We start from the raw sequence: 24,216 nt of genomic DNA on the forward strand, positions 1-24,216 counted from the left end.
CCATCAGATGTCGGGGCTGATCGTGCCTTCATTCCGCGCCCAGGGCCGGTTCAAGGACCCGGCCGATCCCGTCGCTGCCGCCACGCCCACCGCGGCGCCGGAGGCCCGCATCGTCATCGCACATGCGGTGACACCTGTCCTGGCGCCGACACCCGCGAAGCCGCGGAGCCTGGACCCCGCCACGGTCGCGCTGCTGAGCCGCCCGAGCCGCGCACCGTCGACCGGCTGGCGCAAGGCGCTGTACTACGCGACCGGAACCCTGCTCAATCCCGGCGACAGCCCCAAGACCCTGCACCGCAACCGGTTGACCGCACAGATCAACCGACCGCTGCGGGACTGCTACCGGATCGCGGTGCTGTCCCTCAAGGGCGGCGTCGGGAAGACGACCATCACCGCGACGCTGGGGGCGACGTTCGCGTCGATCCGCGGCGACCGCGTCATCGCGGTGGATGCCAACCCGGACCGCGGCACCCTCAGTCAGAAGGTGCCGCTGGAGACGCCGGCGACGGTCCGTCATCTTCTGCGCGATGCCGAGGGCATCTCCAGCTACAGCGATGTCCGCAACTACACCTCGCGCGGTGAGAGCCAGCTCGAGGTGCTGGCCTCGGAGAGCGACCCGGCGGTGTCGGAGGCGTTCAGCTCCGAGGATTACGCCCGCACGCTGGCGGTACTGGAGCCGTACTACCGGCTGGTGCTGACGGACTGTGGCACCGGCATGCTGCATTCGGCCATGGGTGCGGTGCTCGCGCACGCCGACGTGCTCGTCGTGATCAGCTCAGGCTCGGTCGACGGCGCCCGCAGTGCCGCGGCGACGCTCGACTGGCTCGACGCCCACGGTCATCAGGAACTGGTGCGCAACGCCGTCGCGGTGGTAAACGCCGTGCGTCCGCGGTCCGGCAAGGTCGATCTGCGCAAGGTGGTCGACCACTTCGGCCGCCGGTGCCGGGCGGTGCAGGTGGTGCCGTTCGACCCGCACCTGGAGGAGGGTGCCGAGGTCAGTCTGGACCGGCTTCGGCCGGACACCAGGGATGCGTTGCTGGAATTGGCCGTGGCCGTCGCCGACGGATTTCCGCTGTCGCTGTAGAGAGTCGCTACGAACCGAGCCGGCGCAGGAATTCCGGATCGTCATCCGGGCCGATGACGCGCGTGGTCGGCCGCGCGGCCGTGGCGCGAGTGGCGCGCCAGCCCACGTAGGCCAACAGCGCCAGCAGCGTGATCAGGAGCAGGAACTGCACGTAAAACCTCCTTTATTCGAATATACGCGTCCGTCGGTAAACTCGTGCGGTGTCTGATGCGCCCGCCACCCCGTCCATGCCACGTTTGCTGCTCGACGTTTTTCTCTACGCGCTCGCCCGCCTGCTGCTGGTAGCGGTGATTGCCGGCGCGATCTTCGGTGTCGTCGCGTTGCTGGGTATCCGTGATTTCCCGGCCATGGTGGCGCTGCTGTTCGCGCTGGTTCTCGGCATGCCGCTGGGCATCTGGCTGTTCGCTCCGCTGCGCCGCCGGGCCACCGCCGGGATCGCCGCCGTCGACGAGCGTCGCCGCGCCGAGCGCGAGCAGCTGCAGGCCCGGTTGCACGGCGAGGATTCCGCCGGCGACTGACGCCGCTCGGGCTAGGGCTTGACCGCCACCAGCACCGCGGTGATCAGGGCGGCCCACACCAGCATCGTCAGCCCGGTGTCCTTGAGCACGGGGATCAGCTCGCGACCGCCGAGATCTGAGCGCACGGGCTTGGCCGCGCGGACCGCCAGCGGTGCCGCCGCGAAGCCGACCAGGCACCACGGGGTCGCGAGCGTCAGGACCGCGGTCAGCACGAACGGCAGCAGCGTCAGCACCTGGAACAGCTGGCGGGTGCGGGCGTCGCCGAGCCGCACCGCGAGCGTGATCTTGCCCGAGACCTGATCAGTGGGGATGTCGCGAAGGTTGTTGGCCACCAACACCGCCGACGACAACGACCCGACCGCGATGGCGAGCACGAGTCCCACCCAGTCGACCCGCAGGGCCTGCGTGTACTGCGTGCCGAGCACGGCGACCAGCCCGAAGAACACGAACACCGCGACCTCGCCGAGCCCGCGATAGCCGTACGGGTTGGTGCCGCCGGTGTACAGCCAGGCGCCGGCGATGCACGCCGCGCCGACGGCGATCAGCCACGGCTGACTGACCAGGGCCAGCGCCAGGCCGGCACCGGCGCCGATGGACAGGCTGATCACGGCCGCCGCCAGCACCGCCTGTGGGGAGGCCAACTTGGCGCCGACCAGGCGGACCGGCCCGGACCGGTCGTCATCGGTGCCGCGGATGCCGTCGGAGTAGTCGTTGGCGTAGTTGACCCCGATGATCAGCGATATCGAAACCACAAGGGCCAGAGCCGCTTTCCACCACACCTCACCGCCGACCCAGGCGGCGGCACCGGTACCTGCCAGCACGGGAGCGACTGCATTCGGGAGGGTCCGCGGTCGGGCGCCCTCTATCCACTGCGAAAGACTGGCCACGCGCGCAATCGTCCCACGCCCCTACACTTATCGGCATGAAGGATCGGCTCAGCAAGAACGAGATTCGCAAAGATGTCGTGCAGGAATCCGTCGAAGCCGTCGCAGGCACCGTCGGCGAGGTCATGAACATCGTCGTCACCGCCGTCAAGGACGTGGCGAGCTCCATCGGCGCCCTGGCCACCGACGCATTCGAGATCCGCGACGGCGCCCGGCGGGCCCGCGCGCAGCTGGAACAAGACGAGGCCGAGGAAATCGAGGACGACGACGCGGCGCCCGCGCCGACGCCCGTCACGGCCGTGACGCCGGAGACCGTGGATACCCCCAAGACCGACGCCGAATAACGGATGCTGGGAGTCATCGGCGGTAGCGGTTTCTACACGTTCTTCGGGGACGACGCGCGCACCGTCACCGTCGACACGCCCTACGGCACGCCGAGCGCGCCGGTCACCATCGGGGCCGTCGGCGGGCACGAGGTGGCATTCCTGCCACGGCACGGGCTCAAACATGAGTACTCGCCGCACACGGTGCCGTACCGCGCCAACATGTGGGCGCTGCGCAAGCTCGGGGTGCGGCGGATTTTCGCCCCGTGCGCCGTCGGCAGCCTGACCGCGGACCTCGGCCCCGGCGCCGTGGTCGTGCCCGACCAGCTGGTGGACCGCACCCGCAGCCGCGAGGACACGTACTTCGACGCCGGCGGCATCCACGTCGGCTTCGCCGATCCGTACTGTCCGACGCTGCGCGCCGTCGCGGCCGAGCAGCCGGGCGTCATCGACGGCGGCACCATGGTGGTCATCCAAGGGCCCCGGTTCTCCACCCGCGCCGAGAGTCAGTGGTTCGCGGCCCAGGGGTTCACGTTGGTGAACATGACCGGCTACCCGGAGGCCGTGCTGGCCCGTGAACTCGAGATGTGTTATGCAGCAATCGCTTTGGTGACCGATCTGGACGCGGGCATCGAGGCCGGCGCCGGTGTCACCACCGTCGACGTCTTCGCGGAGTTCGAGCGCAACACCCCGATGTTCAAGGCGCTGGTGCAGCAGGCCCTGGCGACCGTCCCGGCCGAACGAACGTGTACCCACTGCCTGGCCCACACCGGGGTGAAGCTGCCGTTTGAACTGCCCTGACCGGGGCGGCTCTTGACACCCGTCAAGTCGGGGTGGCAAAACTGACGGAGTGACTTCCCGCATCTGCGAACAGCTCGGCATCGACTTCCCGCTCTTCGCCTTCAGCCATTGCCGTGACGTGGTCGCCGCCGTCACCAACGCTGGCGGCTTCGGCGTGCTGGGCGCGACGGCGTACACCCCCGAGCAGCTCGACCGGGAACTCGCCTGGATCGATGATCACGTCGGCGGCCGGCCCTACGGCGCGGACATCATCGTGCCGGCGAAATTCGAGGGCAAGGGCGAGAACCTCTCCGACGGCCAGTTGGCAGACCGAATCCCTTCGGAATACCGGGAATTCGTCAGCCAGCTGCTCATCGACCATGGCATCGAGCCGGAGGAACGAGTCCGTACCGGCGGGTCGGTGTTGTCCGGCAACACCGGGCACGACTTGCTCGACGTGGCGTTGAGCCACCCCATCAAGCTGATCGCCAATGCGCTTGGGGTGCCGCCGGATTACATGATCGAGGCGGGCCGCGAGCGGGGGATTCCGGTGGCCGCGCTGGTCGGCGCCAAGGAGCACGCCGTCAAGCAGGTCGCGGCTGGCGTCGACATCATCGTCGCGCAGGGCACCGAGGCCGGCGGACACTGTGGCGAGGTGTCCACACTCGTCGTGGTGCCGGAAGTGATTGAGGCGATTGATGATTCGGTCCCCGTGCTGGCGGCGGGCGGCATCGTCACCGGCCGGCAGATGGCCGCGGCGGTCGCGCTGGGCGCCGCCGGGGCCTGGACCGGTTCGGTGTGGCTGACCACCGAGGAGGCCGAGACCGCGCCGGCCACCAAGCAGAAGATGCTGGCCGCCACGTCACGCGACACCGTGCGGTCGGCGGGGCGCACCGGAAAGCCCGCACGCCAACTGGTTTCGGACTGGACGGATGCCTGGGCGCCGAACGACGGTGGCCGCAAGCCACTTCCGCTGCCGCTGCAGAACATGCTGAGCGAGCCGGTGATCCGGCGCATCGACCGCCTGGCCGCCCAGGGACATCAGGGCGCCCAGCAGTTGGCGACCTACTTCGTCGGCCAGGGCGTCGGCCTGATGAACAAGGTCAAGCCCGCCCGCGAGGTCGTCCGCGAGTTCATCGAGGACTACCTGGCCGCCACCGAGCGCCTGAACCGCTCGCTGCCCTAGGGATTTGTGCACGATTTTCCGCGCCTCGCGCCGAAAATCGTGCACAAATCCCCGGGTTACGGCTCGATGGCGCGGCGGCCTTCCTTGAGCTGACGGCGCTCGTCGGCGGCGTCGATGATCGTGGTGTCGGTGCCGTCGAGCGCGGTGTACGGGTCGGCGCCCCGCAGCGGCGTCGTCGGCGCGAACGTCGCGTTCATCTGCGGTGCCGCCCACTGGGGTTCGACGCGCGGGTGGACGCCCTGGCCCGCCCCGAGCGCCTGGCCGTGGTCGGCGGCGCGCGGGCCCGACGACTGCTCGTGCTCATTCTCGGTCACCGTCGTCCGCGACGTCCGGCGCAGCGTGAACGTGATCTCCTCGAACTCCTCGATGACCTTCTGCGCCGAGCGCAGCTGCTGCACCGACGTGTCGATGACGCGGTCCACCACGGGCGCGACGGGCGCCACCAGCGGACGCAGCAGGCGAGCCGCGACCTTGGTGAGGTCGGGCAGTTGCGGCAGTGTCAGGCCGCCTGCGGGCTGGCTGGTCGCCTGCACCGGCAGGTTCTCGGCCCGCTCGTCGCCGATCGGGACGAGTTCGGCGGTGGCGGCCGGTTCGGCCGGTGCGTCGGCCGGTTCGGGCTCCGGCGCTGGTGCGGCGTTCAACGAACGCCGCTGCGGGTCCGGGAACGCCATGAGTTCGTCCCAGTCGGAGTACATGGGCTGCGGCGGCGAATCGGGCCGCAGCACCTCGGCGGTGGGGGCCGCGAGCGCGGGCTGCGCCGGCTCACCGGTGAGGGCTTCAGCGACGCGCTGGCGGTGATATTCGCGGTTGATCTCGGCGTCGGTCTCGAGCGCGAGCTTCATGGCGGCCAGCTGGTGTTCGGCCTTCAGAATCTCGGCTTCGGCCCGCACCTCGGCCTGCTTGACCGCGATGGCGGTCTCGGCACGCAGTTCGGCCCGCAGGCGGGACTCGTCGTGGCGCTCGCGCAGGGTGCGGTCCTGCCGGGCGTGCAGCAGCATCGGCAGCAGGTACAGCAGGACGCAGACGCCGACCACGGCGATGCGCGCCACCAGCGCGGCGGGCGTGTCGATGGTGTAGCCGTTCATCGCGACCCAGCGCGCGCCGAAACCGCGGTCCGCGCCGGCGCCGGCCGCGTCGCGCGCGGCCGTGACCGCGTGCTCGGCACCGGCGATCCGCGCGTCGAGGGTCGGGGCCTGCTCGCCCCGGGCCGCCAGTGCGGCATCGAGCTCGCGCTGGTCGTGCTCGAGGATGTCCTGCGTGTTCTGGGTGATCTGGCCGTCACCGGGCACACCGGTGACGGGCTGCTGGGCGCACGACGGCGTCGGGTGGTATTCGCAGCGGGCCACGACCTGAGCGTCGTCACGACGCTGCCGGGCGGAGTCGACGGCGGCGTCGAGCGCACCGCGGCTCGCACGCAGCGCATCCAACTGGCCCTGCGCGGTGGTCACGGCCGGCGTGGTCGCGGCGCGGGCCGCGGCTTCGGTGTCCAGACGCTGGGTGATGGCATTGCTGAACAGCGTCATCGCGGCCAGTTCACCGACCAGCAGGCCGATCGCGACGGCCAGGGCCGCCCGGCCGGCGGTGCCGCGGGCGCTGGCGACGGTGCTGCGGATGGCCACGACGACCAGCGCACCGAAAATCAGGGTCACGGGCAGCACGACGGCCAGTGGCAGACCGGTGGACGGGGTGGCGACGGCGGCGGCCACGGCCCAGGCCAGCACGCCTCCCGACCAGGTCAGGGCGGTCACCGCAGGATGGTTGTCAGGCTGTCTGTGGGCAGGCATGGAAACTCCAACTCTTCCGGTCCGCGTTCCAGGGTCCCAGAGAGCCGGGCCCGTCACCGAATCAAGCGCCGGTGCTGTGACCGGCATCACGGGCCGATCAGGCGTTTTTCTGGTACTGCAGCGTCAGGGCCCGCCGGTCCAGCTTGCCGATCCCGCGGCGGGGGAGTTCGGCGACCACGTGCACCTCACGTGGGGCGGCGGTGGTGGCCAGCGTGGCGCTGACGTATTCCCGCAGGTCAGCCACGGTGGGTGTGGCCGCGCCCGGGTGGAGCACGACGGCCGCGGCCACCCGCTGGCCCAGCCGTTCGTCGGGGACGCCGAACACGGCGCATTCGGCGATGGCCGGATGGCCCGCCAGGGCCGACTCGACGAGCGCGGGTAGCACCTTGAGACCGCCGGTGGCGATGGCGTCGTCGATGCGGCCCAGTACCCGCAGCACGCCCGAATCATCCACGGCGCCAATGTCATCGGTGACGAACCAGCCCGCCACGAACGGCGACGGGTCGACGGGATTCCGGTAACCCGACGCCAGCGTGGGACCGCCCAACGAAATCCGGCCGGTGTCGTCGATGCGCAGCCGGACGCCGTTCAGCGGTCGTCCGTCGTAGACGCAGCCGCCGCAGGTCTCGCTCATCCCGTAGGTGCGGACCACGGAAATGCCTGCGGCCGCGGCCTTTTCGCCGAGTCCCGGCGGCATGGGGCCGCCGCCGATCAGGACGGCGTCCAGTTCGGCGAGCGCCGCGGTCGCGGCGGGATCGGCCAGGATCTTGGCCAGCTGTACCGAGACCAGTGACGTGTAGCGCCGTCCCGAACCCAAAGCCCTTACCGCAGAAGGCAGTTCACTGACGTCGAAACCCGGGTCCAGTGCGACGGGCGTGGTGCCGGCCCGCAGGCTCCGCACCAGAACCTGCACTCCGGCGACGTGGTAGGCGGGCAGTGCCAGCAGCCACCGGCCGGGCCCGCCGAGCCGGTCATGCGTGGCGTCGGCGCTGGCGTGCAACGCCGCGGCGGAAAGCAAGGCGCCCTTGGGGATTCCGGTGGAACCCGACGTCGAGACCACCAGGGCCACGTCGTCGTCGACGGCTTCGCCGGCGCGCAGCGTCTCCGTCAGCAGCACGGCCTGGCGGTCATCGTCGGCCGGCACCGGCAGTAGCGCGCCGCGGCCGTCCAGGGCCTGCGTCAACGTCGGGATCAGGGCGAGGGCCGCGTCGCCGGATCCGACGGCGACCGGATGCAGGACAGCTATGCCACGCCTCCGTCGCCGGGCTCGCCGTCGATCGGGTCGCGGGGATCGTCGAGCGGCCAGCCCTTGGCGGCCAGCCGCGCCCGCACCCGCTCCACATCCTCGGCGCGGGGGAGTTCGTCGGTGATCCGCGTGATCAGTACGCCGATGTCGATGTCATCGAATTCGCCACGATTCATCAGCCCGCGGGCGACGGACTTGACCTCGTCGTTGGTCAGGCGCCGGGACAGCAGCGCCAACAGCGGCACCCGGTCGGTGGCGGGGATGCCGTCGGGATAACCGGCCTGCAGCCACGCCACGATCTTGCTGAGAAAAACATTCATGGCGTCACCTCCAAGGGTCCGGGACGTGCAGTGTCGTCCAGATCGATAGCCGCGATGCTGCGCCCGGAAACCGTAGCTGCGGTCGCGGCGGGCTCACCGACACGGTAGCCCTCAACACCGTGAACAGCGCCTCGGCACCGGAACCGGACCTCACAAGCCGATGAACACTCAGTGAACACATTGAACAGAACTGGAAAGAGCCAGGTCGTGCTCAGATTTCGGGGTAGCTGTAACTCGCAAAAAACGGCGCCGTTACACCAGAATGAGCGCCATGAGCGCAGAGTTGGTCATCCTGGTGCTGTTGATCGCAACAGCACTGGCATTTGACTTCACGAATGGATTTCACGATACCGGTAATGCCATGGCGACCTCGATCGCCACAGGCGCGCTGAAGCCCAAGACCGCCGTGCTGCTGGCCGGCGTCCTGAACTTGGTCGGCGCGTTCCTGTCAGTCGAGGTCGCCGTCACCGTCACCACTTCGGTGCTGAAGATTCAGGACAGTAAGTCCGGGCACCTACTGAAGTCCATCGACGCGTCGACCGGACTCACCATCATCTTCGCCGGCCTCATCGGCGGCATCCTGTGGAACCTCCTCACCTGGCTGTTCGGCATCCCTTCCAGCTCGTCGCACGCGCTCTTCGGCGGACTGATCGGTGCCGGCCTGGCCGCGCTCGGCACCGCGGGCATCAACTGGAGCGGTGTCATCCAGAAGGTGCTGATCCCGGCCGTCGCGGCCCCGTTCATCGCGGGCCTCGTGGCCGCCGTGGGCACCTGGCTGGTGTACCGGATCACGCGCAACGTCATCAAGAAGCGCCGTGAGGAAGGCTTCCGCTGGGGCCAGATCGCCACCGCATCGCTGGTCGCGCTGTCCCACGGCACCAACGACGCGCAGAAGACCATGGGCGTCATCGCCCTGGCCCTCATCACCACCGGCCACCTGACCGGCGACGTGAAGAAGGACGGCCTGCCGTTCTGGATCATCGCCTCGTGCGCCCTGGCCATCGGCCTGGGCACCTACATCGGCGGCTGGCGCGTCATCCGCACCCTGGGCAAGGGCCTCGTCGAGATCGAGTCCCCGCAGGGCCTGGCCGCCGAGGCGTCCTCGGCCGCGATCATCCTGAGCTCCAGCGCCGCCGGCATGGCGCTCTCGACCACTCACGTCGCCACGGGCTCGATCCTGGGCAGTGGCGTCGGCAAGCCCGGCGCTTCGGTCCGCTGGGCCGTCGCCGGACGCATGGCCATGGCCTGGCTGATCACGCTGCCGGCCGCGGCGCTGGTCGGTGCCCTGTCGTACTGGCTGTCCTACGGCCTGAAGTCCGCCACCGGTTCCGCGCTGGTCGGCGACGGCACGATCTTCGTCATCCTGGTCGCGCTGTCGGGCTTCATGTACTGGCGTGCGCAGCAGCAGAAGGTCGACCACAACAACGTCAATGCTGATTGGGACGCGTCGACGAACTCGGTGGTGCCCGCCGATGTCCGTGGGGCTGCCGCCAAGTCGCCCGAATCCGCCGGCGTCTGATTCCCCGAGAACCAAGCAGAAGGAATCACTGATGAATTACGTGGAAGCCATCCTCAAGGTCCTCGTCGTGGGCCTGGTCCTCGGTGCCGGCCTCCCCGCGGTGTTCGCGGGCGGCCTCGTCGCCTACTCGAACGGCGCGGGCGGTGAGCACTCCGATGGGACGGTCTCGGCCCCCAACCCGGTCCTCAAGTACCTGGGTCTGGCGCTGTTCGTGCTGGTCGGAGCAGTGGTCCTGCTCGCGATCCTGTGGATCACCCGGTCCACGATCATCCATCACACCGGCGTCGACCTGTTCCCCTTTCTGAAGAAGTGAGCTGACGGCCATGACTGAATCCAACGGATTGTTCGAGAACGTCCTGAAGTGGCTGCGGGCCGGATACCCCGACGGCGTGCCGCCGAAGGACTACTACCCGGTGCTCGCCCTGCTGAAGCGGTCGCTCACGGAGGACGAGGTCGTCGAGGCGGCGCGGTCCATCCTGCGCACCAACGACGGCGAGAGCCCCGTCACCGAGGCCGAGATTCACGCCGCGATCGCGGCCGTCACCAACCAGGAGCCCAGCCCCGACGACATCCACCAGGTGTCCGCGCGGCTGGCATCGGTCGGCTGGCCGCTGGCGACGCCGGCTCGCTGACGCGCCGCAGCACACCCCACCCGCGACACCCGGAGTGCTAACTCCGGGTGTCGCGTCGTAGTGGGTGGGTGTCGGGCACCTGGACGAAGATCAAGGTGACCTGATCGGGATCGGTGACATGCAGTTCGTGCAGGCCCCACGGCTCCTGTTGTGCCGCACGGGCAATCGGCACCCCACGGGACTCGAGTTCGGCCTGCGTCGCATAGACGTCCCGCACCTGCAGCCACAGCGCGCCCGGGAACGGGACCGTCGGGCCGTCGTCGGCACGGCCGTGCCCGGCGAGTTCGATCAGCGACTGCCCGGCGTAAAACACTGTGCCCGCGCCGTATTCGCGGGCGATGGCCAGGCCGATGGCGTCGCGGTAGAAGGCCACGGACTTCGCATAGTCGACGGGCCGGATCAGGATGCGGCTGGCCAGGATCTCCATCGCGTCACCCGGCCGGTTGTGCGCGTCGACGTTTCATCATCTGGTCGACCAAGCCGGGGACGAAACTGTTGAGCGCGTGCGACGTCACCGCGATCCGGGGCGCGATGCGCACCGGGCGGGTCTTGGCCGCGGTGATCATCCAGTCGGCGGCTTCGTCGGCCGACAGGCCGGGCACCCCGTCGAAGGCGCGGGTCGGCGCGATCATCGGCGTCTTCACCAGCGGGTAGAACAGCGTCGACGAGTGCACTCCGCTTGCGCCCCACTCGGTTTCGATGACCCGGCTCACCGCCGTCAAGGCCGACTTGGAGGCGTTGTACACCGCGAACAGCGGCGACGACTCGTTCATGACACCCCACGTGGACACGTTGATGATGTGCCCGTCGCCGCGCTCGATCATGCCGGGGGCGAAGCCGCGGATGAGGCGCAGCGGCGAGTAGTAGTTGAGCGTCATGGTGCGTTCGACGTCGTGCCAGCGGTCCAGGGACTCGGCGAGCGGGCGGCGGATCGACCGGCCGGCGTTGTTGATCAGGATGTCGACGCCGCCCAGCTCGGCTTCCACGTCGGTGACCAGCTTGTCGATGGCGTCCATGTCGGACAGGTCGCACGGCCGCGCGATGGCGTCGCCGCCGCTGTGGGTGATCCGCGCGGCCACCTTGTCCAGCAGGTCGGCCCGGCGGGCGACGATGACGACCGTCGCTCCCAGGCGCGCGAACTTGGCGGCGGCCGCCTCGCCGATGCCCGACGACGCCCCCGTCAGCACGATGCGTTTCCCGGCCAGGTCGACCTCGCCGTGGCCCGACAGCCGTTCGATCAGGGGCGGCCGCATGCCGGCGAGCAGCAGGCTCTCGCTGACGCGCTGTAGTGGACTCTTGCTCACACCCTGAGCTTAGGGCCGGGGAGTCAGCTCGCTCCGGTGACAGGCCAGACGTTGGTGTACACGAGTTCGTCGAGGGGGCGCGCCGTCGTCCAGCCGACGATCTCGAGTTCGGGGCGGTCCGGGAACTCCGGCACGGGGCCGACGCACAGCACCGCGATCGGATCCGCTCCCTCGGGCATCCCCAGCAGTGCGGCCAGTTCCGTCGGCTCGAACAGCGAAACCCAGCCCAGCCCAAGGCCTTCCGCCCGGGCCGCCAGCCACATGTTCTGGATGGCGCAGGACACCGACGCCAGGTCCATGTGCGGCATGGTGCGCCGGCCGAAGATGTGGCGCTCCCGATCGTCACCGAGCGCCACCACGAACAGCTCCGCGCAGTCACCGATGCCCTCGACCTTGAGTGCCAGGAACTCGGCTTCGCGCGGTCCGAGGGCCTCGCCCGTCTGGATCCGCTCGGCGTCGACGAGCTCCTTGATCGCGGTCCGGATGGCCGGGTCGGTGATGCGCAGGAAGCGCCACGGCTGCATCAGCCCGACGCTGGGCGCCATGTGCGCGGCCTCCAGGATGCGGCGCAGAACATCTTCGGGCACTTGGGAATTCGGTGTGAAGTGCCGCATGTCCCGGCGCTCGGACATGACGCGGTAGACGGCTGCGCGTTCGGCGTCGGAGTAACTCGGCTCGCTCACCCCGGGAGGCTAACAGGGATCAGCGGGATCCGATCGCGTCGGAGTGCCGCCGGTGGAACCGGCGGGACGGGTGCGCTGACGGCGTGGTTCGGTTGGGGAAGGCGAACCACGCCGCCAGGGCCACGTTGTAGCCGGTGAGGATCGCGTAGAGCACGGTGTCGCGCGCGTCGAAGCCCAGCGGCCCCGGGCTGTGGCTCGAGGTGGCCGCGATACACACCACCGTCACGATGAACCAGCCGACGGCCGCGATGCGGTTGACCAGCGCCGCGCTGCGGCCGAACGCGGCGAAGACGGTCAGCACGCCGGCCACGAGCAGCAGCGAGCAGTGCAGCGGAGTCACCCGCAGCCACATGATCGGCGCCCCGGCGGCGCCGAAATGCGGGTTCGCCATGGACCAGGCCAGGCCGGTGCCGCCGAAGACGCCCAGCGCGAAGCCCTCGGCCCCCAGCGCCCAGCGGCCGATCCGCACCCGTGCCCCGACGTTCACGTGCCCAGTGTGCCGCGAGGCGTCCCACATCGACACGCGCCCAAGCGGATACACAGCTCACTCATGAAAAGCGCACAGCGGCCCGTCGTCCGCCTGACCGACAGGACGCCGGCGGAACTCAGAAGTAGCGCGGGAACTCGGTCCAGTCGGGGTCGCGCTTCTGCAGGAAGGCGTCGCGGCCCTCGACGGCTTCGTCGGTCATGTAGGCCAGGCGGGTGGCCTCGCCGGCGAAGATCTGCTGTCCCACCAGACCGTCGTCGATCAGGTTGAACGAGAACTTCAGCATCCGGATGGCCTGCGGCGACTTGCCGTTGATCTCGGCAGCCCATTGCAGCGCAACGGTTTCCAGGTCCTTGTGGTCGACGACCTCGTTGACGGCGCCCATCTTGTGCATGGTCTCGGCGTCGTAGGCGCGGCCCAGGAAGAAGATTTCGCGGGCGAACTTCTGCCCGGCCTGCCGGGCCAGGTACGCCGAGCCGTAGCCGCCGTCGAAGCTGCCGACGTCGGCGTCGGTCTGCTTGAACCGGGCATGTTCGCGGCTCGCAAGGGTCAGGTCGCAGACCACGTGCAGGCTGTGGCCGCCGCCGGCCGCCCAGCCGTTCACCAGGCAGATCACGGGCTTAGGCATGAACCGGATCAGCCGCTGCACCTCGAGGATGTGCAGTCGCCCGGCGCGCGCGGGGTCGACGGTTTCGGCGGTCTCGCCCGACGCGTACTGGTAGCCGCTGCGGCCGCGGATGCGCTGGTCGCCACCGGAGCAGAAGGCCCAGCCGCCGTCCTTGGGCGACGGCCCGTTGCCGGTGAGCAGGATGACGCCGACGTCGGGGCTCATCCGGGCGTGGTGGAGGGCGCGGTACAGCTCGTCGACCGTGTGCGGCCGGAAGGCGTTGCGCACCTCGGGCCGGTCGAAGGCGATCCGGACCGTCGGCTGCGGCTCACCGTCGCGCACGTGACGGTGGTAGGTGATGTCGGTGAGTTCACCGAGTTCGGTCACCGGCTGCCAGAGCTGCGGGTCAAACGGATTGTCTGCGTTCACGCCTCGACCTTAGAGCCGACTGTGTTTGGTCCGCGCCACCGAGGGGTACTGGATCGACACAAACAGCGGCCGTTCGCGGCCCAAATACAGGGAGGTCCTTGATGAAGCGGTCAGCAGGCGTGGTGGTGTCGGGTGTCATTGCCGGACTGATGCTGGTCGGATGCTCGCCGGCCGTGCAGGGCGGCGACACCAAGTGCAAGGACTTCGTCGGTGCCGACGAGAAGACGCAGAACGAGGCGGTCAACAAGATGATCAAGGACCGCAAGGGCGCCGATCCGTCGTCGCTGGAGGTGTCGGGGACGCGCGCGTCGGCGCTGGCGTGGTGTCAGACGGTCGGCCAGCAAGACGCCCCGATCAAGAACGCGCCGCACATCTAGACGGCTACCTAGCGTGGGGGTCGACGAGATTTTCTCGTCGACCCCCACACTCGTCTAGACGGGGTCGAACCGGAACACCGCGCAGCGGCCGGCAAGCGCTTCGAATTCGTCGGGGTTGGGCCCGGTCACCAGGCCGGCGTTCTTCATGAAGCCGACGCCCGTCGGCACCAGGATCGGGAACTGCCGCAACAGCGGCCGGGCCTCTTCGGCGGGTACCTCGAACAGCCGGACCTCTTCGCGGTGCCGGCCCTGCGTGACGGTGGCAGTTGCCGCGGCGCGCGCGTTGCGCACCCAGTCGGCATTCGGGAACCCGCCCACCACGTAGCGCGCGCCGTCGACCTCGAACGGGGTGATGGGCGTCGACCGCGGTTCACCGGACTTGCGGCCGGGCACCGTCAGCACCACGGGACCCTTGATCGGGACCACCCGCATGACCGCCATCATCACCTTGTTCATGGGCTTGAGCCACCACGGTGGCTTGAGATTCGCGTCGCTGTCCCGGGTCATGATTCGAGGCTAGACGAGGCGCCGAAACGGCGTTGGCGTGCTATGTTCGCCCAGCTGAAGGAGGGGTTTCGATGTCCAATCAGTGGCCCCCCGGGCAATTCGGGCCTGGGCCGTTCGGACCCGGTCAACCACCGGGTCAACCGTATGGGCCCAACCCCTACGGCGCTGCCGGCGTGCCACCGAGCGTGCCCTACCCGCAGTATCCCCAGCCGCAGCCGCAGTACCCCCAGCCCATGGGTTACGGCGCGCCCCCGCCCGCCGCGCCGTCGGGACCGTCAGGCGTGACGGCGATCATCGCCGCGGTGCTCAGCATGCTCGGCGCCCTGTCGACGGCGTTCCAGGCGTTCTCCAGCTGGTACGCGGTCGCGACGCTGGGCGCGCTGATCGGCTCCTACGCGAGTGACACCCGGTCCGAGCTGATGGGCCTGACCACCGGCATGGCCATCGTGCAGACGATTGTCGCGATCGTGCTGCTCACCGGTGGCGTGCTGCTGGTCCTGGGTCGTGCGGTCGGTCGCTGGATCGTCATCGGCGGTTGCACGGCCGTGGTGCTCGCGAATGTGGTCGGCCTGTTCGCCTCGCTGACCATCCTCAAGAGCATCGACTCCACGCTGGGCGGCAGCTACGACGGCATGCAGGCGATGGCGGGGCTGTCGGTGATGAGTGCCGCGATACCGATCGTGTTCGCGCTCGCCACCGGCGTGCTGGCCGCCCTGAATTCGACGCAGGCCTGGTGCCGGTGGAAGAGCGGGCAGTCGGCGCCCGTCGGTCCCGTCGGTTACCCGGGCTATCCGCCGCAGTACTAGCTAAACGTAGCGGTTGCGCCCGGCGAACCAGCCTGCCGTCAGCTGCACCGCGTACACACTGAAGAACAACACGAACGGGACGTGCCAGTTGCCGGACACGTCATGCAGCAGCCCGAACAGGAACGGGCCGGTGCTGGCGAACAGGTAGCCGAAGCCCTGCGCCATACCCGAGAGCTGTGCGGTGTCCTCGGCGTTGCGGGCACGCAGCGCGATGATGGTCAGCGCCAGTGAGAACGCGCTCAATCCGATGCCGATCATCGTGCTCCACAGCACCGGCGCCGCCATCGGTGCGATCAGCAGGCCGATGGTGCCGGACACGCCCAGCACGCCGAGGCCGACGTTCCACAGGCTCTGGTGCGTGCTGCGCGCGGCCAGCGGCGACAGCAGGAGCGCGATCGGGACGCCGATGAGGGACATCACCCCGGACATGACGCCGGCACTGGTCTTGTCCATGCCGTTGTCGATGAAAATCTGTGGGAGCCAGCCCATCATGACGTAGGCCAGGAACGACTGGCTGCCCATGTAGACCGTCACGGTCCACGCGAGCGGGTTCCGCAGCAGTGAGCGGCGCTTGGTGGTCTGTGCCGCGGTGGCGGCCCAGTCGGTGCGGTGGCGCCGGGCGGCGGGGACCCACAGGAGCAGGGCCGCCAGCGCGAGGGCCGCCCAGATGGCCAGCGATGGGCGCCAGCCGCCGACGCTGTGTTCGACGGCCGGCGTGACGGCGGCGCCGAAGGCCCCGCCGGCCTGCAAGGCGCTGGTGTAGATGCCGGTCATCAGGCCGACGCGTGCGGGGAACGAACTCTTGATGACCACCGGGATCAGCACGTTCGCGAGCGCGACGCCCGACGAGGCGAGCAGCGTGGCACCGAGCATCAGGCCGCCGTCGCCGAACGGCCGCACCGCCAGCCCCACGGCCAGGGCGAGCAATGCGAGCGTGACGGTCCGGCCCAGGCCGAGTCGTTTGGACAGCAGCGGCGCGGTGGCGCCGGCGGCGGAGAAGCACAGCACGGGCAGGGTGGTCAGGATGCCGGCCCAGACCGACGACACCCCGAGTGCGGCGCGCATCTCGCCGAGCAGGGGAGCGACGCTCGTCACCGACGGCCGCAGGTTCAGCGCGGTGACGACGACGGCGAGCGCCAGCAGGACGCCACTGGCCAGACGGGTGTTCGGGCTCGCCGGGACGTCCGTGATCTCGATGGCGCCGTCGAGCTCGAGTGCCAATTCATCTTCGTAACGGGCGTGTTTGGTTCCGTTCACGGCAGCACTCATCTTGCTATGATGACATACATCCTATGATTGGTTGAAAGGATGATTTGGTGGCGCTGAACACAGCTCGTCGTACCGGCTTGGTCGAGCAGGTCATCGAACAGCTCCGGGGTTCTGTCTCGGACGGGGAATGGCCTGTCGGGCATCGCATCCCCAATGAGACCGATCTCGTCGAGGCACTCGGGGTCGGCCGCAACACCGTGCGCGAGGCCGTGCGGGCACTGGCGCATGCCGGGCTGTTCGAGGTGCGGCAGGGCGACGGCACGTACGTCCGCGCCACCAGTGAGGTGTCAGGCGCGCTGAGCCGGCTCTGCAGCGACGAGCTGCGTGACGTGCTGCAGGTCCGCCGCGGACTGGAAGTGGAAGGCGCCCGGCTGGCCGCCGCCCACCGGACCGACGACGACATCGTCACCCTGCGGCGGCTGCTGGACGGCCGCGACGACGAGCAGCGCGCCGGACATCACGACGAATTCGTCCACGCCGACACCGAATTCCACTGCGCCGTCATGCGCGCATCGGGCAACACCATGCTCATCGACCTGTATCTCGGGCTGATCGAGGTGATCACCGCCAGCGTGTCCGTCATGAACGAGACGCCCGTCGAGACCGAGTTCGAGGACCATCACCGGCTTCTCGACCGCATCGTCGCCGGCGATCCCGATGGCGCCGCCGCCGCGGCAGCCGAGCTCTTCGACCGTCTCCTGGCGGGGTTGCCTGCTTAGCGCGAAAGCGGAAAGCCCCCAATTTCCGTGGAAATCGGGGGCTTTCGCGCTATTCGGCCGGAACTAGCCGACAGAACGCTCCGAGCCGGCCCAGAACTGGGCGCGGACGGCCTTCTTGTCGGGCTTGCCGAGTGCCGTCACCGGCACGGCGTCGGCGATGACGACCTGCTTGGGCGACTGCACCGAGCCCTTGCGTTCCTTGACCGCCGCCTGAATCTCGGCGGTCATCTTCGCGATGGCCTGCTCGGAGCGGTCGGCGTCCGGGCGCAGCACCACGACGGCCGTGACGGCCTCGCCCCACTTCTCGTCGGGGGTGCCGACCACACACACCTGCGCGATCGAAGGATGTTCGGCGACAACGTCTTCCACCTCGCGGGGGAACACGTTGAAGCCGCCGGTGACGATCATGTCCTTGGTGCGGTCGACGATGAACCAGAAGCCGTCCTCGTCCTCGCGGGCCAGGTCGCCGGTGTGCATCCAGCCGTCCTTGAACGTGTCGGCGGTGGCCTCGGGCAGGTTCCAGTAGCCACCCGACAGCAGCGGGCCGGACACGCAGATCTCGCCGACCTCGCCCTGCTTGACGGGCCGGCCGTCGTCGCCGAGCAGCGCGGTGCGCGCGAACAGCGTCGGCCGCCCGCAGGAGGTCAGCCGCTTCTCGTCGTGCTCGCCCTTGGCCAGGTAGGTGATGACCATCGGCGCCTCGGACTGGCCGTAGTACTGCGCGAAGATCGGGCCGAACCGGCGGATCGCCTCGGCGAGGCGCACCGGGTTCATGGCCGAGGCGCCGTAGTAGACGGTCTCGAGCGACGACAGATCGCGCGTGTGCGAGTCGGGGTGGTCCATCAGGGCGTAGATCATCGACGGCACCAGCATGGTCGCGGTGATCTTCTGCTCCTCGATGACCCGCAGCACCTCGGCGGGGTCGAACTTCTTGAGGACGATCAGCTCGCCGCCCTTGACGATCGTCGGCGTGAAGAACGCGGCGCCGGCATGCGACAGCGGCGTGCACATCAGGAACCGCGGGTGCTCGGGCCACTCCCATTCGGCCAGCTGAATGGTCGTCATGGTGCTGATGGACTGCGTCGTGCCGATGACGCCCTTGGGCTTGCCGGTGGTGCCACCGGTGTAGGTGAGGCCGCCGACGTGATCGGGCGCCAGGTCGGCGGCCTGCAGCGGCTGCGGCTCGTATTTCGCGGCTTCGGCGGCCAGGTCGATCGCCGAACCGATCAGCGCGTCCGGCACCGGGCCGATCGTCAGGATCTGCTGGAGCGAGGGCACCTTCTCCAGCAGGCCGATGGCCCGCTCCACGAAAGCCTCGGTGGGGTCGATGATCAGCGTCGTGACGCCCGCGTCGGTCAGGACATACGCGTGGTCGTCCAGCGAACCGAGAGGGTGTAGTGCCGTGCGGCGGTAGCCCTGCGTCTGGCTGGCGCCGATGATCATCAGCACCTCGGGCCGGTTCAGCGACAGCAGGCCGCTGCTGGCGCCGGAGCCGGCACCGAGCGCCTCGAAAGCCTGAATGTACTGGCTGATGCGGTCGGCGAGCTGGCCGCCGGTCAGCGTGGTGTCGCCGAGAAACAGGACCGGCTTGTCCTTGTTGCGCTTGAGGGCGCCAACGGTCAAGTGCCCGGAATGCAGGGGATGGCGCAGCAGCTCGTCACTCATAGCCTAAGACTAGAACGTGTTCTAGTCCGTAGGTCAAGCCCTGCGGTCTAGCATCCACCTCATGGCCAGCGCTGCGGACCTCGTCATCGTCGGAAACATCCTGACCGTCGACCCCGACCGGCCCACCGCCGAGGCGCTCGCCGTAACCGATGGCCGGATCGTCGCCGTCGGGGCGCGTGCCGACGTGCAGGCGTGGATCGGCGCCGACACCGAGGTGCGTGAGGTCGACGGTTGCGTCCTGCCCGGTTTCGTCGAGGCGCACGGCCACCCGCTGATGGAGGCCGTGGTCCTGGGCGGCCGCATGGTCGACATCCGGCCCGTCACGATGCCCGACGCCGCGGACGTCGTGGCCGCGATCCACGCCGAAGTCGCCGCCCGCGGCGCCGACGGCGCCTACCTGAACGGCTGGGACCCGCTGCTGCAGCAGGGCCTGCCGGAGCTGACGCCGGCCTGGCTGGACGAGGCCGCGCCGGATGGTCCGCTGGTGATCGTGCACAACTCGGGGCACAAGGCGTACTTCAACTCGGCCGCAGCGCGGGCCGCCGGCCTGACCCGCGACACGCCGGATCCGCACGGCGCCAAGTACGGCCGGGACGCCGACGGCGAACTCGACGGCACCGCCATCGAAACGGGCGCGGTGTTCCCGCTGGTGACGGGAGTGCTGACGCCCAGCGACTATCCGGCGCTGCTGCTCGCCGAATGTGCGCGGCTGAACCAGGCCGGTTTGACGACGTGTTCGGAGATGGCGTTCGACCCGATGTTCCGGCCGGTCCTGGACCAGATGCGCGACAAGCTCACGGTGCGCCTCCGCACCTACGAGATGTCCACCGCGGCGCTGCACACCGATGCCTCGCCCGACAACGGCGACGACATGGTCCGGCAGGCCGGCATCAAGATCTGGGTCGACGGGTCCCCGTGGGTCGGCAACATCGACCTCACCTTCCCGTACCTGGACACCGAGGCCACACGCACCATCGGTGTGGTGCCCGGGTCGTGCGGCCACGCCAACTACACCCGCGAGCAACTCGCCGAGATCGTCCACACCTTCTTCCCGCAGGGCTGGCAGATGGCCTGTCACGTGCACGGCGACCACGGCGTCGACACCATCCTGGACGTCTATGAGGAAGCGCTGCAGCGCTGGCCGCGCGACGACCACCGCCTGCGGCTCGAGCACGTCGGCGCCATCACGCCGGAGCAGCTGCAGCGGGCGCACGATCTCGGCGTCACGTGCAGCGTGTTCGTCGACCAGATCCATTACTGGGGCGACGTCATCGTCGACGGGCTGTTCGGCCCGGAAAAGGGCGACGTGTGGATGCCGGCCGGGTCGGCGGTCGCGACCGGCATGCGGATCTCGTTGCACAACGACCCGCCCGTGACGCCCGAGGAGCCGCTACGCAACATCAGCGTCGCGGCCACCCGGGTCGCCCCCAGTGGACGCGTGCTGGCGCCGCAGGAACGGCTCACCGTCGACCAGGCGATCCGGGCGCAGACCATCGACGCGGCCTGGCAGCTGTTCTCCGACGACGTCATCGGTTCGCTGGAAGTCGGCAAGTACGCAGATCTGGTGGTGCTGTCCGCCGATCCGCGCACGGTGCCGCCGGACGACGTCGCCGACCTGGAGGTGCTCGCGACTTACCTGGCAGGACAACAGGTTCACGCCAAAGCCGACTGAGCGCGCGGCAGACGTGGCAGGCTCAGGACATGACTGAACTGTCGGCACCCCGATTCCTCGATGAACGTGTTGCCCACTGGGCCGCGACCATGCCAGACGAAGAGGCGATCACCTATCTGGGCCGGACCTGGACGTGGTCGCAGTGGAACGACCGGGTCCGCCGGCTGGCCGGTGCGCTGGCGGCCTGGGGCGTCAAACGCGGGGACGTCGTGGCGTTCCTGGACAAGAACCACCCCGCATGCGTCGAGCTGACGCTGGCCGCGGCGTCGCTGGGGGCCGCCAACGCGATCATCAACTTCCGGCTGGCCGCCGACGAGCTCGACTTCGTGCTGAACGACTGCGGCGCAAAGGTTCTCATCTTCGGCGCCGAACTCCGGCCGGCGGTTGACGCCATCGCCGACAAGCTGACGGCCGTCGAGCACATCGTCAGCGTGACGCCCGAGGGCGGAGACGGCGACGAGTACGAGGCGCTGCTGGCCGGCGCGACGCCGGTGGACCGCGCGCCCGACGTCCAGCCCGATGACGTGGCCATCATCATGTACTCGTCGGGCACGACGGGCCGGCCGAAGGGCGTCGCGCTCACGCAGGCCAACATGATCGCCCACACCATCAACGCCTTCGAGAGCTGGGAGAGCACGCCGGACGACAAGAACCTCGTGGCGATGCCGCTGTTCCACGTCGGCGGTTCGTCGTACATGCAGTACGGGCTGCACAACGGGGTGCCGAGCTACATGACGCGCGACGCCGACGGGGCGTCGCTCGCCGGCGGCATCCTGGCCGGCGCGAACCGTACGTTCCTCGTGCCGGCGGTGCTCGCCAAGGTGCTCGAGTCCGGGCCGGACGCGGTGAAGTTGTTCAGCGCGCTGAAGACCTACGCCTACGGCGCTTCGCCGATGCCGTTGCCGCTGCTGCGCCAGGCCCTGGCGGCGTGGCCCGAGACCGAGTTCATCCAGGTGTACGGCCTGACAGAGGTCTGCGGCGTCGTCAGCCGGCTGATGCCCGAGGACCACCGTGCCGACAACGAGGAGCGACTGGTCAGCGCCGGCGTCCTGATTCCGGAGGCCGAGGTCCGCGTGGTGAACCCGGAGACGCTGGAGGACGCGCCCGCCGGTGAACAGGGCGAATTGTGGTTCCGCACACCGACATTGATGAAGGAATACCTGAACCGGCCGGACGCCACGGCCGAGGCCATCACGGCCGACGGCTGGTTCCGCACCGGCGACATCGGCCGCGTCGACGCTGACGGCTACATCTTTGTCGAGGACCGGCTCAAGGACATGATCATCTCCGGCGGCGAGAACATCTACTCCATCGAGGTGGAGCGGGTGCTCGCCGAACACCCGGCGGTGTCCGAGGTCGCGATCATCGGCGTGCCCGACGAGAAGTGGGGCGAATCGGTGAAAGCCGTTGTGACGCTTGAGGGAGAGGTATCGGACGCCGACCTCATCGCCTTCGCCCGGGAGCGCCTCGCCGCCTACAAGTGCCCGAAGACCGTCGACTTCGTCGACGACATGCCCCGCAACCCCACGGGCAAGATCCTCAAGAAGGAGCTTCGCAAGCCGTACTGGGAGGGTCGGGACCGCGCCACCGTGTGAGGCACCATAGAGGAGTGCCACCCGCTCTGCCTGCGCTCGACGAACTGCTCGAGCGCCTGTACGTCGTCTCGCTGCCGATGCGGGTCCGGTTCCGCGGCATCGACGTTCGTGAAGTCGCACTGATCGAAGGACCTTGCGGCTGGGGTGAATTCGGCGCGTTCGTCGAGTACGGCGCGGCCGAGGCGGCGCACTGGCTGGCGGCCGGCGTCGAGGCGGCATACCGGCCGTCGCCCGCGCCGGTGCGCGACCGCATCCCCATCAACGCCACGGTGCCCGCCGTCGACGCGGCGCGGGTGCCCGAGGTGCTGGCCCGGTTCCCGGGGGCGCGCACCGCCAAGGTCAAGGTGGCCGAGCCGGGCCAGACGCTGGCCGACGACGTGGCCCGCGTCGAGGCCGTCCGGGCTCTGGTGCCGGTGGTGCGGGTGGACGCCAACGGCGGCTGGACCGTCGCGGAAGCGGCGGCCGCGGCCCGGGCCCTGACCGCCTCGGGCCCGCTGGAATACCTGGAGCAGCCGTGTGCGACGGTGCCGGAACTGGCCCAGTTGCGGCGCCTGATCGACGTGCCGGTGGCGGCCGACGAGTCCATCCGCAAGGCGTCCGACCCGCTGCGTGTCGTCCGCGAGCGGGCGGCCGACGTCGCGGTGGTGAAGGTCGCGCCGCTGGGCGGGGTGTCCCGGTTGTTGGACGTGGCCCGTCAGATCGACATCCCGATCGTGGTGTCGAGCGCGCTGGACTCCGCGGTCGGGATGACGCGCGGGCTCCTGGCCGCCGGGTGTCTTCCGACGTTGCAGCACGCCTGTGGGCTGGGCACGGGCGGGTTGTTCGTGGAAGATGTTGCGCACGTGGCCACGTCGGTCGACGGGTTCCTGCCCGTCGGCCCGGTGGCGCCGGACCCGGCGCGGTTGGCCGGCCTGGCGGCCGCGCCCGCGCGTCGGGACTGGTGGATCGAGCGCGTCCGGGAGTGCTATCCGGTCCTGGAAGCCCTGTCCATCAAGTGAATTCGACGAGCGTGACCGGCGCGCGGAAGCGGGCCAACGCGGACAACCGGTAGGACTGCCGGGTGGCCCATGGCACGAGCGTGCCGCGGCCGGCCGGATAGCGCAGTTCGCTCACGTTGCGGACACCGGGGATGGATTGCAGGCGCGGGTATTGATCCGCGGTGAACCAGAACGGCATCGGGGGCACGGTGTAGTGCTCGCTGAGCCGGAAGCCCCGGCGCTGCGAATACGCGCTCAGCAGCCGCGGCACACTGTCAAAGATCAACTGTCCCTGGGGAAATCGCGCGGCGCACGCGGCGATGAGGTCGAACACGACATCCGCCGTCAGGTACTGGAACAGGCCTTCGGCGGTGATCACCACGCCATCGGAGTCATCGACGGCGTCCATCCAGGAGTGGTCCAGCGCGGACTGCGCGCAGTACCCGAGCCGATCATGCCCGGGGAGCAGCTGCTGCCGGAGCTCGATGATCGGCGCCAAATCCACTGACAGCCAAGATATTTCGCCGTTGTCCACGCGCCAGAAGCTGGTCTGCAGTCCCTCCGCCAGCGCTACGACGGTCGCACGCGGGTGGCCGGCCAGGTAGTTGCGGGTGACCGCGTCGAACACCAGGGCCCGCAGGGCGGTGGCCTGATGCGTGCGGCCGAAATCCTGGTAGTCGTAATCGAGGCGGTCCCGCAACGCGATCGCCATCGGGTCGTCGATGATGCCGTCGGGGCGGGCGGCCTCGGTGGCGCGCTGGTGCAACGTGAGGAGCGCGGTTTCGGATACGCCGTCGAGATGGCGGGCGTCGATGACTGGCATGGCGCCACCGTACGTCCACC

Annotated in this window: 28 protein-coding genes; 14 read left to right on the top strand and 14 right to left on the bottom strand. The window is 69.3% G+C overall.

Annotated elements, in window-relative coordinates; translation table 11 throughout:
• The first annotated feature begins 7 nt into the window (after positions 1 to 7).
• Positions 8 to 1,084, top strand: coding sequence for an AAA family ATPase (locus ACJH6I_RS26685; RefSeq protein WP_406774337.1), 1,077 nt, complete (start codon positions 8 to 10; stop codon positions 1,082 to 1,084).
• Between the two features lie 7 nt (positions 1,085 to 1,091).
• On the opposite strand, the gene ACJH6I_RS26690 is transcribed toward ACJH6I_RS26685, so the two are convergent.
• Positions 1,092 to 1,235, bottom strand: a complete 144-nt coding sequence (locus ACJH6I_RS26690; RefSeq protein WP_020101230.1) for a hypothetical protein — start codon at positions 1,233 to 1,235, stop codon at positions 1,092 to 1,094.
• 76 nt (positions 1,236 to 1,311) lie between these two features.
• Between ACJH6I_RS26690 and ACJH6I_RS26695 the strand changes: the two genes are divergently transcribed.
• The gene (locus tag ACJH6I_RS26695) at positions 1,312 to 1,602 is read left to right on the top strand and encodes a DUF4229 domain-containing protein (protein WP_020101231.1); all 291 of its coding nucleotides are present in this window, start codon (positions 1,312 to 1,314) and stop codon (positions 1,600 to 1,602) included.
• Between the two features lie 11 nt (positions 1,603 to 1,613).
• On the opposite strand, the gene ACJH6I_RS26700 is transcribed toward ACJH6I_RS26695, so the two are convergent.
• Positions 1,614 to 2,489, bottom strand: coding sequence for a 1,4-dihydroxy-2-naphthoate polyprenyltransferase (locus tag ACJH6I_RS26700; protein WP_406784788.1), 876 nt, complete (start codon positions 2,487 to 2,489; stop codon positions 1,614 to 1,616).
• 35 nt (positions 2,490 to 2,524) lie between these two features.
• Between ACJH6I_RS26700 and ACJH6I_RS26705 the strand changes: the two genes are divergently transcribed.
• The 3 genes from ACJH6I_RS26705 to ACJH6I_RS26715 are packed head-to-tail and all read left to right on the top strand — an operon-like array spanning position 2,525 to position 4,775.
• Entirely contained in the window at positions 2,525 to 2,830 is a 306-nt protein-coding gene (locus ACJH6I_RS26705; protein WP_406784789.1) for a hypothetical protein, read from the top strand.
• Positions 2,831 to 2,833: 3 nt separating this feature from the next.
• Positions 2,834 to 3,610: an S-methyl-5'-thioadenosine phosphorylase gene (locus tag ACJH6I_RS26710; RefSeq protein WP_406774338.1), complete on the top strand. Its 777-nt coding sequence runs from the start codon at positions 2,834 to 2,836 to the stop codon at positions 3,608 to 3,610.
• A 49-nt stretch (positions 3,611 to 3,659) separates the two neighbouring features.
• Positions 3,660 to 4,775, top strand: coding sequence for an NAD(P)H-dependent flavin oxidoreductase (locus tag ACJH6I_RS26715; RefSeq protein ID WP_406774339.1), 1,116 nt, complete (start codon positions 3,660 to 3,662; stop codon positions 4,773 to 4,775).
• Positions 4,776 to 4,831: 56 nt separating this feature from the next.
• Here ACJH6I_RS26715 and ACJH6I_RS26720 read toward each other — a convergent pair whose 3' ends face one another.
• From ACJH6I_RS26720 to ACJH6I_RS26730, 3 genes are all read right to left on the bottom strand, one after another.
• A complete protein-coding gene (locus tag ACJH6I_RS26720) occupies positions 4,832 to 6,523 on the bottom strand; it encodes a DUF4407 domain-containing protein (RefSeq protein WP_406784790.1) in 1,692 nt (563 codons plus the stop codon).
• A gap of 133 nt (positions 6,524 to 6,656) precedes the next feature.
• On the bottom strand, positions 6,657 to 7,751 hold the full coding sequence (gene menE, locus ACJH6I_RS26725; RefSeq protein WP_406784819.1) for an o-succinylbenzoate--CoA ligase: 1,095 nt from the start codon (positions 7,749 to 7,751) through the stop codon (positions 6,657 to 6,659).
• A gap of 50 nt (positions 7,752 to 7,801) precedes the next feature.
• Positions 7,802 to 8,125: a DUF3349 domain-containing protein gene (locus ACJH6I_RS26730; RefSeq protein ID WP_346417151.1), complete on the bottom strand. Its 324-nt coding sequence runs from the start codon at positions 8,123 to 8,125 to the stop codon at positions 7,802 to 7,804.
• 271 nt (positions 8,126 to 8,396) lie between these two features.
• Between ACJH6I_RS26730 and ACJH6I_RS26735 the strand changes: the two genes are divergently transcribed.
• From ACJH6I_RS26735 to ACJH6I_RS26745, 3 genes are read left to right on the top strand one after another with little or no spacing between them, the layout of a single operon-like run.
• On the top strand, positions 8,397 to 9,644 hold the full coding sequence (locus ACJH6I_RS26735; protein ID WP_406784791.1) for an anion permease: 1,248 nt from the start codon (positions 8,397 to 8,399) through the stop codon (positions 9,642 to 9,644).
• Between the two features lie 31 nt (positions 9,645 to 9,675).
• On the top strand, positions 9,676 to 9,957 hold the full coding sequence (locus ACJH6I_RS26740) for a hypothetical protein (protein ID WP_406784792.1): 282 nt from the start codon (positions 9,676 to 9,678) through the stop codon (positions 9,955 to 9,957).
• 10 nt (positions 9,958 to 9,967) lie between these two features.
• Positions 9,968 to 10,276, top strand: a complete 309-nt coding sequence (locus tag ACJH6I_RS26745) for a DUF3349 domain-containing protein (protein WP_061004071.1) — start codon at positions 9,968 to 9,970, stop codon at positions 10,274 to 10,276.
• A gap of 37 nt (positions 10,277 to 10,313) precedes the next feature.
• Here ACJH6I_RS26745 and ACJH6I_RS26750 read toward each other — a convergent pair whose 3' ends face one another.
• The 5 genes from ACJH6I_RS26750 to ACJH6I_RS26770 form a co-directional block, all read right to left on the bottom strand.
• A complete protein-coding gene (locus ACJH6I_RS26750; protein WP_406784793.1) occupies positions 10,314 to 10,703 on the bottom strand; it encodes a VOC family protein in 390 nt (129 codons plus the stop codon).
• Positions 10,704 to 10,707: 4 nt separating this feature from the next.
• Positions 10,708 to 11,580, bottom strand: a complete 873-nt coding sequence (locus ACJH6I_RS26755; RefSeq protein ID WP_406784794.1) for an SDR family oxidoreductase — start codon at positions 11,578 to 11,580, stop codon at positions 10,708 to 10,710.
• A gap of 23 nt (positions 11,581 to 11,603) precedes the next feature.
• Complete coding sequence (bluB, locus tag ACJH6I_RS26760) at positions 11,604 to 12,263, bottom strand: 5,6-dimethylbenzimidazole synthase (protein ID WP_406784795.1); 660 nt, start codon at positions 12,261 to 12,263, stop codon at positions 11,604 to 11,606.
• Between the two features lie 19 nt (positions 12,264 to 12,282).
• Positions 12,283 to 12,750 (bottom strand): hypothetical protein, encoded by a 468-nt coding sequence (locus tag ACJH6I_RS26765; RefSeq protein ID WP_061004020.1) that lies wholly within the window; start codon positions 12,748 to 12,750, stop codon positions 12,283 to 12,285.
• 118 nt (positions 12,751 to 12,868) lie between these two features.
• The gene (locus tag ACJH6I_RS26770; protein WP_406784796.1) at positions 12,869 to 13,786 is read right to left on the bottom strand and encodes a 1,4-dihydroxy-2-naphthoyl-CoA synthase; all 918 of its coding nucleotides are present in this window, start codon (positions 13,784 to 13,786) and stop codon (positions 12,869 to 12,871) included.
• Positions 13,787 to 13,887: 101 nt separating this feature from the next.
• On the opposite strand from ACJH6I_RS26770, the gene ACJH6I_RS26775 reads away from it, so the two are divergent.
• A complete protein-coding gene (locus ACJH6I_RS26775) occupies positions 13,888 to 14,163 on the top strand; it encodes a hypothetical protein (protein ID WP_061004016.1) in 276 nt (91 codons plus the stop codon).
• Positions 14,164 to 14,217: 54 nt separating this feature from the next.
• Here the strand turns inward: ACJH6I_RS26775 and ACJH6I_RS26780 are convergent, their stop codons facing one another.
• Complete coding sequence (locus ACJH6I_RS26780; RefSeq protein WP_064858449.1) at positions 14,218 to 14,670, bottom strand: nitroreductase family deazaflavin-dependent oxidoreductase; 453 nt, start codon at positions 14,668 to 14,670, stop codon at positions 14,218 to 14,220.
• Between the two features lie 71 nt (positions 14,671 to 14,741).
• Here ACJH6I_RS26780 and ACJH6I_RS26785 point away from each other — a divergent pair, with 71 nt between their 5' ends.
• Positions 14,742 to 15,476 (top strand): hypothetical protein, encoded by a 735-nt coding sequence (locus tag ACJH6I_RS26785; RefSeq protein ID WP_166427939.1) that lies wholly within the window; start codon positions 14,742 to 14,744, stop codon positions 15,474 to 15,476.
• Here ACJH6I_RS26785 and ACJH6I_RS26790 read toward each other — a convergent pair whose 3' ends face one another.
• On the bottom strand, positions 15,477 to 16,745 hold the full coding sequence (locus ACJH6I_RS26790) for an MFS transporter (protein WP_133425400.1): 1,269 nt from the start codon (positions 16,743 to 16,745) through the stop codon (positions 15,477 to 15,479).
• A gap of 47 nt (positions 16,746 to 16,792) precedes the next feature.
• Here ACJH6I_RS26790 and ACJH6I_RS26795 point away from each other — a divergent pair, with 47 nt between their 5' ends.
• Positions 16,793 to 17,464: a FadR/GntR family transcriptional regulator gene (locus tag ACJH6I_RS26795; protein WP_406784797.1), complete on the top strand. Its 672-nt coding sequence runs from the start codon at positions 16,793 to 16,795 to the stop codon at positions 17,462 to 17,464.
• Between the two features lie 63 nt (positions 17,465 to 17,527).
• On the opposite strand, the gene fadD8 is transcribed toward ACJH6I_RS26795, so the two are convergent.
• The gene (gene fadD8, locus ACJH6I_RS26800) at positions 17,528 to 19,129 is read right to left on the bottom strand and encodes a fatty-acid--CoA ligase FadD8 (protein ID WP_406784798.1); all 1,602 of its coding nucleotides are present in this window, start codon (positions 19,127 to 19,129) and stop codon (positions 17,528 to 17,530) included.
• A 61-nt stretch (positions 19,130 to 19,190) separates the two neighbouring features.
• Between fadD8 and ACJH6I_RS26805 the strand changes: the two genes are divergently transcribed.
• From ACJH6I_RS26805 to ACJH6I_RS26815, 3 genes are read left to right on the top strand one after another with little or no spacing between them, the layout of a single operon-like run.
• Entirely contained in the window at positions 19,191 to 20,801 is a 1,611-nt protein-coding gene (locus ACJH6I_RS26805) for an amidohydrolase (protein WP_406784799.1), read from the top strand.
• Between the two features lie 29 nt (positions 20,802 to 20,830).
• Complete coding sequence (locus ACJH6I_RS26810; protein ID WP_406784800.1) at positions 20,831 to 22,396, top strand: long-chain-fatty-acid--CoA ligase; 1,566 nt, start codon at positions 20,831 to 20,833, stop codon at positions 22,394 to 22,396.
• Between the two features lie 14 nt (positions 22,397 to 22,410).
• Positions 22,411 to 23,394 (top strand): o-succinylbenzoate synthase, encoded by a 984-nt coding sequence (locus ACJH6I_RS26815; RefSeq protein ID WP_406784801.1) that lies wholly within the window; start codon positions 22,411 to 22,413, stop codon positions 23,392 to 23,394.
• Here the strand turns inward: ACJH6I_RS26815 and ACJH6I_RS26820 are convergent.
• Entirely contained in the window at positions 23,387 to 24,196 is an 810-nt protein-coding gene (locus tag ACJH6I_RS26820) for a class I SAM-dependent methyltransferase (RefSeq protein WP_406784802.1), read from the bottom strand. The genes ACJH6I_RS26815 and ACJH6I_RS26820 overlap by 8 nt on opposite strands.
• Positions 24,197 to 24,216 lie beyond the last annotated feature (20 nt).

It is taken from the genome of Mycobacterium sp. SMC-13 (assembly GCF_045311035.1).
GTDB lineage: Bacteria > Actinomycetota > Actinomycetes > Mycobacteriales > Mycobacteriaceae > Mycobacterium.

What these genes read in the sequence shown, in the direction of transcription:
- ACJH6I_RS26705 (WP_406784789.1), top strand. Translation starts at nt 2,525, where the DNA reads ATGAAGGATCGGCTCAGCAAGAACGAGATTCGCAAAGATGTCGTGCAG.
- ACJH6I_RS26745 (WP_061004071.1), top strand. Translation starts at nt 9,968, where the DNA reads ATGACTGAATCCAACGGATTGTTCGAGAACGTCCTGAAGTGGCTGCGG.
- ACJH6I_RS26735 (WP_406784791.1), top strand. Translation starts at nt 8,397, where the DNA reads ATGAGCGCAGAGTTGGTCATCCTGGTGCTGTTGATCGCAACAGCACTG.
- ACJH6I_RS26740 (WP_406784792.1), top strand. Translation starts at nt 9,676, where the DNA reads ATGAATTACGTGGAAGCCATCCTCAAGGTCCTCGTCGTGGGCCTGGTC.
- fadD8 (WP_406784798.1), bottom strand. Translation starts at nt 19,129, where the DNA reads ATGAGTGACGAGCTGCTGCGCCATCCCCTGCATTCCGGGCACTTGACC.
- ACJH6I_RS26730 (WP_346417151.1), bottom strand. Translation starts at nt 8,125, where the DNA reads ATGAATGTTTTTCTCAGCAAGATCGTGGCGTGGCTGCAGGCCGGTTAT.
- ACJH6I_RS26780 (WP_064858449.1), bottom strand. Translation starts at nt 14,670, where the DNA reads ATGACCCGGGACAGCGACGCGAATCTCAAGCCACCGTGGTGGCTCAAG.
- ACJH6I_RS26695 (WP_020101231.1), top strand. Translation starts at nt 1,312, where the DNA reads ATGCCACGTTTGCTGCTCGACGTTTTTCTCTACGCGCTCGCCCGCCTG.
- ACJH6I_RS26785 (WP_166427939.1), top strand. Translation starts at nt 14,742, where the DNA reads ATGTCCAATCAGTGGCCCCCCGGGCAATTCGGGCCTGGGCCGTTCGGA.
- ACJH6I_RS26775 (WP_061004016.1), top strand. Translation starts at nt 13,888, where the DNA reads ATGAAGCGGTCAGCAGGCGTGGTGGTGTCGGGTGTCATTGCCGGACTG.
- ACJH6I_RS26820 (WP_406784802.1), bottom strand. Translation starts at nt 24,196, where the DNA reads ATGCCAGTCATCGACGCCCGCCATCTCGACGGCGTATCCGAAACCGCG.
- ACJH6I_RS26790 (WP_133425400.1), bottom strand. Translation starts at nt 16,745, where the DNA reads ATGAGTGCTGCCGTGAACGGAACCAAACACGCCCGTTACGAAGATGAA.
- ACJH6I_RS26685 (WP_406774337.1), top strand. Translation starts at nt 8, where the DNA reads ATGTCGGGGCTGATCGTGCCTTCATTCCGCGCCCAGGGCCGGTTCAAG.
- ACJH6I_RS26805 (WP_406784799.1), top strand. Translation starts at nt 19,191, where the DNA reads ATGGCCAGCGCTGCGGACCTCGTCATCGTCGGAAACATCCTGACCGTC.
- ACJH6I_RS26710 (WP_406774338.1), top strand. Translation starts at nt 2,834, where the DNA reads ATGCTGGGAGTCATCGGCGGTAGCGGTTTCTACACGTTCTTCGGGGAC.
- ACJH6I_RS26810 (WP_406784800.1), top strand. Translation starts at nt 20,831, where the DNA reads ATGACTGAACTGTCGGCACCCCGATTCCTCGATGAACGTGTTGCCCAC.
- ACJH6I_RS26750 (WP_406784793.1), bottom strand. Translation starts at nt 10,703, where the DNA reads ATGGAGATCCTGGCCAGCCGCATCCTGATCCGGCCCGTCGACTATGCG.